Source organism: Streptomyces sp. PA03-1a (assembly GCF_033792805.1).
Classification (GTDB): domain Bacteria; phylum Actinomycetota; class Actinomycetes; order Streptomycetales; family Streptomycetaceae; genus Actinacidiphila.
Genome location: NZ_JARAVO010000318.1, coordinates 1 through 8,904 on the forward strand (window position 1 = coordinate 1; position 8,904 = coordinate 8,904).

An 8,904-nucleotide genomic window follows, 5' to 3' on the forward strand; every position below is an offset into this window, starting at 1 on the left:
GAGCAGGGCTACGGACAGGCGGCGGGGCGGGGACCGTGGGCTCCTGGACCGCCGCCTGTCCGTAGCCCTGCTCCGCCCACCGGCCCTGCTGCCGTCGCGCCACCCGCTGCGACACCGCGGTGGCCGTGCCCGCGACGACGGCCGTACGTACCGCTCCACGCAGTAGACCGGGCATGGTGCCGTCCCTTCCGGTGGCTCCTTGACCTCCATTCGACCACCGCGCCGGGCGGGCCGCACGCCGGCACCTGGTCCGCCGTCACCACCAGGGGGAGGACGATTCGGCCGACTGGGCGTGCCCGGCATGACAGCGTGGCCGCTTTCGGGGCAGCGTGGCCTTGGCACCGCTCTCCGCACAGACGAGGACGCTCACCATGGCAGATCTCCGGCGGCACGGCATCCGCGCCGGCGCCCTGTTCCTTCTGCTCGGCGCCGCGGGCTGCTCCGGACTGGACTCCCAAGCGGTGGGCACGGTGGTGTACACCACGCCGGACAACAAGGTGGTGCAGCTGGACAATCCGTCGGTGGACGGCTGCCACCAGTTGCCGCCCACGGGTGCCAGGTCGATCGTGAACAACACCCTCAACGACGTGGTCCTGCACACCGGTCCCGGCTGCAAGAACCTCGAAGGCACGCAGAGCACCTACCTGGCGACGAAGACCAGCAACCCGGGCATCCCCGACGCGGAGCCGTGGATGAGTTTCACCGTGGTCGGCGGGAACGCCTGACCAGGGGTCATCAGGGGCCGGACTCCGCGGCGTCCAGGGAGGCGAGCACGGCCTGGACGGGGATCCGGCCGCCGGCCACGAGCCTGCCCCCGCCCCGGCGGATCGCGACGGCGAGGGGCGCGGCCCACAGGTTCTCGTAGACCAGGACGGCGGCGGAGCTGCCCGGTTCGAGGACGGCGGCGGCGTCCGCGAGGTCGTCCGCGCCGAGCAGGCCGGAGGAGGCGCCCTGGAAGACCTCGAGCTCGCCGAGTCCCGCGGCGGTGAGGTCGGCGATCTCCAGGCCGGCGACGCTCCCGTCCAGGTCCTTGCGGACGAAGGTCAGGTCGAGGATGCGGACGAGCCCGCGGTCCACGAGGTCGAGCAGGAGCGGGAAGGCCTCCCCGGTCATGCGGTTGCCGGGGAATTCGATCACCACGTAGTCGATGGGGCCCATCTCGTCGATCGCGTCGCTCACGGCACTGCTCCCTTCCCCCGCGCCATCCCCCGTGCCATTGGACCACCGGGAGGGGGTCATCGCACCTCGGCCCGGGCCGCCGCCCCGGCGCTGATGCGGCGCCAGATGGCGCGCTGGCACCTGAGGGTCCCGGTGCCGACGAGGATCAGCACGACGACGTTGAGCAGCAGCTGGAACAGGGAGCCCCGCGCCTCGTCCCAGGAGGCGAAGGCGAGCGAGACGCCAAGGTCGGCGCCGGCCGGGATGGTCGTCACGGAGATGAAGACGCCGAGCAGGGCGCTGGTGCGGGCCTCGGTGAGGGAGACGATGCCGACGATCCCGGCGAGCACGGCCACCACGAGGGAGAAGAAGTTGGGGGTGTTGATCAGGTGGGCGACCGGCCGCACCCCCAGCCGGAAGGCCTCCGGCTGCAGGTCGAAGGCCCGTACGAGCAGGGCGAAGAGCAGCGTGGCGGCGATGGCCAGCGCGAAGCCCACGAGCAGGGCCCGGAGCCCCTCCCGGACCCGGGCGCGGTCGTGGCGGTCGATGCCGAGGGCGACGCTGGTGATGGCCCCGTACTCGGGTCCGACGACCATCGCGGCCACGATGAGGATCTGCGAGTTGCTGATGATGCCGACCGCGCCGATGATCCCGGCGATGACCAGCAGCAGGTGGAAGCTGGGCGGGTAGCGGCCCTCGGCCCGGATGCGGGCCTCGACCTGGTCCCACACCGGGGTGCGCAGCCGTGCGCCGGGGGAGGCCGCTCCGGCCCGCTCGGCGGTGTCGGAGAGGACGACGTCGACGGGGTCGAGGACGAGCGATCCGCGGCGGTCGATCCCGAGTTCGCGCAGCCCGCGCAGGACGGTGTTGGCTGCACCGGTCAGCACGTCGCACTCGATGGCGTCGCCGTCCGGGTGGCGGGCGCCGCCGCGCAGCAGGACGAGGTTGAGCACGCAGGGATCGGCACCGAGCGCGGTCAGCGCCCGGTCCGTGAGGTCCGGCGGGCTCACCGCACGGACATGGATCATGTCCACCCCTGCATTACGCCCGCGACCGGCGGGGGCGGCAACTCGGCGCGGCGCAGCGGGGGCAGGCTCAGGCGGTGAGCTGGTAGAGGCTCTTGGCGACCAGGACCAGCCCGATGACCAGGCACAGCCCGATGATCGCCTGGTCCTGGTGGCCGTCGAGCCAGGTGCGCAGGACGCGCAGCCGGACGCGGGCGGAGTCCGGGGCGACGAGGGTGTAGACCTCCATCGTCAGCAGGGTGGAGCTGGCGATCAGGCAGTACGCCATGAGCGCCAGGTAGGACTCGAGGTGGGACAGGTCGGCCTCGACGACGGTCGCGGCGCCCGCCGCGACCAGTCCCCACGGCTGGAGCAGCACCGCGAGGCCCGCGGACGACCAGGCGGAGACGCGCTCCAGGCGGCTCGTCATCCGGGACGGCCGGTGGGGGCGCGCCGCGCGGCGCCTGCGGTGCTCGGCGTAGCCCACCAGGCCGACGCCGACGGCGAGTTTGCCGGCAAGGGCGGCCGTCGAGGGCGAGGACTTCGGCTCCGGGGGCTTGCCCTGGGTCAGCAGCAGCACCGCCGCGACGACCGCGACCAGGCAGGCCAGCCAGGCAACGATGAAGGCCAGTCCCTTCCACGCCCCGCCGCGGGTGCTCAGCACCAGCACGAACGCCATCAGCGGGAACGGGAACAGGGTGACGGCCAGCCCGATCAGGACGAGGTCAAGGACCATCGCCGCCCCCGCCGGGGGCCGGGGGCCCCGGAAGGTGGCCGGCGGCGTCCATGGGGTCATGGTCACCGGGACCGCCCAGGGGCACAACTCCGCGGCCCCGGGTCGGGCTCGCCGGACCCATGTGCCGGGCTTACGTTTGAGGGGGCCGGCGCACCCACGCATTCCCGGCGAGGTCCGTGCGGCCCGGAGGACGGTGACCGCGATGACCGTGGACGCCCGGTGGAGTTCGCCCGGGGAGCGGGCCGCGCGCGGCAAGGCGGCCCGCAAGAGGACCCCCCGCTCCGCCCACGCGGAGTACGCGCCCGCGGCGGACCGGGCCGATCCGGTGGACGTCGTGGAGGGGCAGTCGGCGCGGCGTGTGCCGGAGCTCGTGCCGATCCGCTACGGCCGCATGGCCGAATCGCCGTTCCGTTTCTACCGCGGGGCGGCCGCGGTCATGGCCGGGGACCTCGCGCACACGCCCCGCTCGGGCCTGCGGGCCCAGTTGTGCGGGGACGCGCACCTGCTCAACTTCCGGCTGCTGGCCTCGCCGGAGCGGCGGCTGATGTTCGACATCAACGACTTCGACGAGACCCTGCCGGGCCCCTGGGAGTGGGACGTCAAGCGCCTGGCCGCCAGTCTGGTCATCGCGGGCCGTGCCAACGGCTTCTCGGCGGCCGAGCGCGCGGGGGTGGTGCGGGCGGCGGTGGGAGCGTACCGGCGGCGGATGCGCGGCTTCGCCGGGATGGGCAACCTGCAGGTCTGGTACACCCGTTTCGAGGCGGACCGGTTGCAGCAGCAGTTCGCCCCGATGATGGGCGGCGAGGACGTGCTGCGCTGGGAGCGTGCCCGGGCCCGGGCGCGGGCCCACGACACGCTGCAGGTCTTCGACAAGCTGACCCGGGTGATCGACGGCAGGCGCCTGATCGCCCCCGATCCCCCGCTGCTGATGCCGCTGCGCGACCTGCTCGACGGCGACGCCCGCGCCGCCCTGGAGAAGGAGATCTCCCGGCTGGTCGAGCGCTACGGCCACTCCCTGCAGCCCGACCGCCGCTTCCTGCTGGAGCAGTACCGGCTCGCCGACTGCGCGCGCAAGGTCGTCGGGGTGGGCAGTGTGGGGACCCGCTGCTGGATCCTGCTCCTGCTGGGCAAGGACGACGAGGATCCGCTGTTCCTGCAGGCGAAGGAGGCCGAGGAGTCGGTCCTGGCCCCGTACGCGGGGGCCGGCCCGCACCGTACGCAGGGCGAGCGGGTGGTCGCCGGGCAGCGCCTGATGCAGGCGACCAGCGACATCTTCCTCGGCTGGGAACGCCTCCACGGCATCGACGGGCGGCAGCGCGACTTCTACGTACGGCAGTTGCGCGACTGGAAGGGCATCGTGGTGGCCGAGAGCCTGGTGCCCAGGACGATGACGCTGTTCGGGGAGGTGTGCGGCGCCACGCTGGCCCGGGCGCACGCGCGGTCCGGGGACCGGATCGCGATCGCCGCGTACCTGGGGGGGTCCGACGTCTTCGACCGGGCCGTCGCCGGGTTCGCCGAGGCGTACGCGGACCAGAACGAACGGGACCACCGGGCACTCGTGGACGCCGTCCGCACCGGACGCGTCCGGGCGGAGGCCGCCTGAACCGGCACCATGGCGACGCCCGCCGGGGGTTCGCGTACCCGGCGCTCCTCAGGGGCGCGGCGACGCGGGCCGTGACGCCGCGCCGGACGCGGGCGGCCGCCCGCCGCCGAGCGGCGGCAGGGGCGGGATGTCCGGGCCCTGCGGCAGCAGTTCGGCCGCCACGAAGGCGACGACCACCGCCAGCACCACGACCGGCACCGATGCGGTGTTGCCGAGCAGGAGCACCACGAGCACCACGCTGCTCACCGGCAGGCGCATCGCGGCGGCACCCGCGGCCGCCATGCCCGCCGCCATCGCCGGGACGACCCCGAAACCCGGCAGCGGGGCGGCCAGCAGCCCGGCGGCGCCGCCGAGGAAGAGCGAGGGGAAGATCGGGCCGCCGCGCAGGCTGCCCAGGCACAGCCCGTAGCCGACGCCCTTGCACAGCAGCACCGCGACCAGGGCGCCGGCCGGCCAGGCGTGCGGGTCGGCGGCCATCTGCGCCAGCGCCGCCTGCCCGGAGGAGGCGACCTCCTCCGGTGTGCGGCCCGTGGCCAGCGCGTACACGGCGGCGCACACGCCGGCGGCGAGTGCGCAGAGCACGGTGTGCGGCAGCGGCCGGCGGGAGACGAACACCGCGGCGGCCTTGCCGCCGGTGAGGATCAGGTGCACGGCCACTCCGACCGCCAGGGCGAGCAGCACGCCCCACGCCACGTCGCCCGCGTCGAGGGTGGGCGGGCGGGGCAGGCCGATGTCGAGGTGGGTGGTCTTCAGTCCCGTCCAGCGGCCGAAGCCGGTGAACACGATGTCGCCCACGCCGCTGGCGAGCAGGGCCGGCAGCATCACGGCGAACAGCTGGGACCCGCCGACCCCGGCCACCTCCATCAGGAGCACGGCGGCCACCACCGGGTTGCCGAAGATCGTGGCGATCGCCGCCGCGGAACCGGCCGCGCCGACCAGCGCGTTGGTCTGCGGGGTCGCCGGCGAGCGGACCAGGTCGCGGAAGAGCAGCGCCAGTGCGCCGCCGAAGGCGATGAGCGGGGCCTCGGGCCCGAGCACCGCGCCCAGCGGCAGGCCCGCCAGGGCGGCGAGGACCACGCCGGGCAGGGCGGAGGTGGCCATCCCGCCGGTGTGCAGGCCGCCGGCCGGGACGTGGCCGCCGCGGCCCGGCATACGGGTGACGACCAGGCCCACGACCGCACCGGCCAGGGTGAGCAGCGGCAGCGGCCACCACCACGGGGGCGTCTGCAGGCCGAGGTGCCCGGGCAGCACCTCCCACAGCAGCCGCTCGAGTTCGTGGAGGGCGACGAGGAACCAGAAGGCCAGGAAGGACACCGGGATGCCGATCACCGCGGAGAACACGAGCGTCCTGCGGTACGCCGGCCGGCGCAGCAGGTCGCGCAGCTGGTCGGCTTCCTGGGGCTGGTTCACGGGAGGGCTGATCGTCGTCCTCCTCGTTCGCGAATGGGGCGGAACGGGTGATGTCCGGCGAGACTACCGACGCGGGGCCGCACGGCGGCGAAGGCCACGCTGGACGTTAGGGTGAGCCGACCGCGCGAGGAAGCGCGGCCCCGACGTATCTGGAGGTGCCATGGCCGCCCCCACCTGGGTCGCCGTGCCGGACGACTCCCCCTTCGGCGTCCACAATCTGCCGTACGGGGTGTTCACCACCGCGGACCGTCCGCACGAACGCCGGATCGGCGTCGCCATCGGAGACCACGTGCTCGACGCGGGCGCCGCCGCACGGGCCGCCGGAGCGGGAACGGCCGGGCCCGAGGCCGGGCTGCTGACGGCGCCGACGCTCAACCCGTTGCTGGCGGCCGGGCGTTCGGCCTGGACGGCGGTGCGGTCGCTGGTCACCGCCTGGCTGACCGACGAGGCCCACCGGGCGGCCGTCGAGCCGCACCTGCTGCCGCGCGGCTCCGTCACGCTCCACCTCGCGTTCGACGTCGCGGACTACGTCGACTTCTACGCCTCGGAGCACCACGCCACGAACGTCGGCCGGATCTTCCGCCCGGACGGGGAGCCGCTGCCCCCCAACTGGAAGCACCTGCCGATCGGTTACCACGGCCGCAGCGGCACGATCGTCGTGTCGGGGACGCCGGTGGTCCGGCCGAACGGGCAGCGCAGGGGCGCCGCCCTGTCCGCCCCGTCCTTCGGGCCGTGCGAACGGCTGGACTTCGAGGCCGAGCTCGGCTTCGTCGTCGGCGGCCCGACCGTGCAGGGCGAGCCGGTGCCGCTGGCGGCGGCCGAGGAGCACGTCTTCGGGGTCTGCCTGCTCAACGACTGGTCCGCCCGCGACATCCAGGCCTGGGAGACCGTGCCGCTCGGCCCGTTCCTCGGGAAGTCGTTCGCGACCTCCGTCTCCCCGTGGGTCGTCCCCCTCGACGCGCTGTCGGCGGCGCGCGTCGCCCCGCCGCCGCACGACGTGGGGACGCTGCCGTACCTGGACGACCGGGGCGCGGGGACGCCGCCGCGCGGGCTCGACATCGCCGTGGAGGTCCGGCTGCGGGGCGAGGTCGTCTCCCGTCCGCCGTTCTCCACCATGTACTGGACGTACGCCCAGATGCTCACCCACATGACCGTGAACGGCGCCTCGTTGCGGGCGGGCGACCTCTTCGCCTCGGGGACCATCAGCGGCCCGCGGCGCGAGCAGCGGGGCGCGCTGATCGAGCTGACGTGGAACGGCGAGGAGCCGCTGGTGCTGACGGACGGCACGAAGCGGACGTTCCTGGAGGACGGCGACGAGCTCGTCATCTCGGCGACCGCCCCGGGGCCGGACGGCACCCGGATCGGCTTCGGCGAGGTCGCGGGCCGGGTGGTGGCGGGACCGGCCCTTTTCGTGAACTGACCTGTTCAGGGGTCTGTCCGAGTCCCGGGTCGGCGTGATCTCCTACGCCTGACGGCGCGGCGTCCGGCCACGGCACGCCGCGCCGTCGCGTACGCCACGCCGTCGCGTACGCCGCCCCGAGTCGACCCGGACCCGCAGGGGAGCCATGTCCGAGACGCTGCCCTCCGCACCCGCCGAGGACGCCGGCCGAGCGTCCGCCCCGCCGCTGCCCCGGCAGGTGCGGATCGGCTACGGCCTGGGATCGCTGGGCACCGGCACCTTCGGCACGGTGCCGGGCCTGATCCTGCTCTACTACCTCACCAATGTGCTGGCCGTCCCGGCGGCCGTGGCGGGCGCGGCCGTCTTCCTCCCCAAGGCGTGGGACGTGCTGGTCAACCCCCTGGTGGGCGCGGCCGCCGACCGCAGCCGGCTGCAGGGCGGCTCCCGGCGGCCGTTCCTGCTGGCCGGGGCGCTCACGCTGCCGCCACTGTTCGCGCTGGTCTTCGCGGCGCCGCCGCTGCGCGGGGCCGCCGCCGCGGGCTACGTGGCGGTGCTCTTCCTGCTGGCCGCCACCGCCTACGCCGTCTTCCAGGTGCCGTACGTGACCATGCCCGCCGAGATGACGGACGACCCCGGCGAGCGCGCCCGGGTGCTGGGCTGGCGCGTGGCGTTCCTCGGGGTGGCGATCCTGTTGTCGGGCGCGCTGGCCCCCGCGGTCGCCCACGGATACGGCGACACGCCCGCGGGCTACCGGCTGATGGGGGCGGTCGTGGCGGTCCTTCTGCTGGTGGGGATGCTCGGCGCCTGGCGCTTCACCCGGCACGCGCCGTCGGTCGCCCGCAGCGAGTCGGAGGCTTCGCTGCGGGCACAGTTGGCGGCGGCCCGCGACAACCGGCCGTTCCTGTTCCTGGTGGGCATGTGGACGCTGCAGGCGCTCGCCGTGGGGATCATGCTGGCCGGGGTCCAGTACTTCGCCACGTACACCCTGGGCTCGGCGGGGGCCGTCACCCCGCTGTTCGTCTGCATGATCGGCCCGCTGGTGCTGGTGATGCCGCTGTGGAACCGGCTGGCCCGGGCGCGCGGCGTGACGTACGCGCAGTGGTGCGCCTCGCTGCTCTTCGTGGCCGGTGCCGCCCTGCTGGCCCTGACCCCGTACGCGGGGCCGGCGCTCGGCTACCCGGCGGTCGCCGCCGTCGGGATCGCCTACGCGGGGCTGCAGTTGCTCCCGCTGACGATGCTCGCCGACACCCTGGCCGCGGACGCGGTCCGCACCGGGCGGCGCAGGGCGGCCACCTTCACCGGGCTGTGGACGGCCGCCGAGACGCTGGCGTTCGCGCTGGGCGCCGGGGCCTTCGCGCTGGTGCTGGCGGTGAGCGGGTTCCGTTCCTCGGACGCCGCGCACCACGTAGACCAGCCGGACTCGGCCCTGACCGGCATCACCGCCGGCATGAGCGTGCTGCCCGCGGTGCTCGCCGCCGCGAGCCTGTGGCTGCTCCACCGCTACCGGGAGGACCCCGTGGACTCCGGCCCGGCCCCGCAGACCCCCGACCGCACCGACCCGCCCGAGGACACCGACGACCATGCCCACTGAGCC

General features: G+C 74.6%; 8 protein-coding genes and 1 pseudogene. 4 read left to right on the top strand and 5 right to left on the bottom strand.

From position 1 onward, the window contains the following. Nucleotides 1-175: pseudogene (locus PV341_RS41235) on the bottom strand (SHOCT domain-containing protein); the annotation flags it as partial. 196 nt (nt 176-371) lie between these two features. Here PV341_RS41235 and PV341_RS41240 point away from each other — a divergent pair. Then, entirely contained in the window at nt 372-725 is a 354-nt protein-coding gene (locus tag PV341_RS41240) for a hypothetical protein (protein ID WP_500328386.1), read from the top strand. 10 nt (nt 726-735) lie between these two features. On the opposite strand, the gene PV341_RS41245 is transcribed toward PV341_RS41240, so the two are convergent. The 3 genes from PV341_RS41245 to PV341_RS41255 all read right to left on the bottom strand — a co-directional run bounded on the left by PV341_RS41245 (nt 736) and on the right by PV341_RS41255 (nt 2,898). Next, a complete protein-coding gene (locus tag PV341_RS41245; protein WP_500328388.1) occupies nt 736-1,179 on the bottom strand; it encodes a DUF6325 family protein in 444 nt (147 codons plus the stop codon). 56 nt (nt 1,180-1,235) lie between these two features. Continuing rightward, a complete protein-coding gene (locus PV341_RS41250; RefSeq protein WP_500328390.1) occupies nt 1,236-2,192 on the bottom strand; it encodes a DUF389 domain-containing protein in 957 nt (318 codons plus the stop codon). A 61-nt stretch (nt 2,193-2,253) separates the two neighbouring features. Further along, entirely contained in the window at nt 2,254-2,898 is a 645-nt protein-coding gene (locus tag PV341_RS41255; protein WP_500328392.1) for a GAP family protein, read from the bottom strand. Nucleotides 2,899-3,100: 202 nt separating this feature from the next. Between PV341_RS41255 and PV341_RS41260 the strand changes: the two genes are divergently transcribed. Next, nucleotides 3,101-4,501 (top strand): DUF2252 domain-containing protein, encoded by a 1,401-nt coding sequence (locus PV341_RS41260; protein ID WP_500328394.1) that lies wholly within the window; start codon nt 3,101-3,103, stop codon nt 4,499-4,501. Nucleotides 4,502-4,549: 48 nt separating this feature from the next. On the opposite strand, the gene PV341_RS41265 is transcribed toward PV341_RS41260, so the two are convergent. Continuing rightward, nucleotides 4,550-5,911, bottom strand: a complete 1,362-nt coding sequence (locus PV341_RS41265; RefSeq protein WP_500360520.1) for a chloride channel protein — start codon at nt 5,909-5,911, stop codon at nt 4,550-4,552. 160 nt (nt 5,912-6,071) lie between these two features. On the opposite strand from PV341_RS41265, the gene fahA reads away from it, so the two are divergent. Together fahA and PV341_RS41275 are read left to right on the top strand one after the other, a co-directional pair. Then, entirely contained in the window at nt 6,072-7,331 is a 1,260-nt protein-coding gene (fahA, locus tag PV341_RS41270) for a fumarylacetoacetase (RefSeq protein ID WP_500360522.1), read from the top strand. A 145-nt stretch (nt 7,332-7,476) separates the two neighbouring features. Then, the gene (locus PV341_RS41275; RefSeq protein ID WP_500328397.1) at nt 7,477-8,901 is read left to right on the top strand and encodes an MFS transporter; all 1,425 of its coding nucleotides are present in this window, start codon (nt 7,477-7,479) and stop codon (nt 8,899-8,901) included. Nucleotides 8,902-8,904 lie beyond the last annotated feature (3 nt).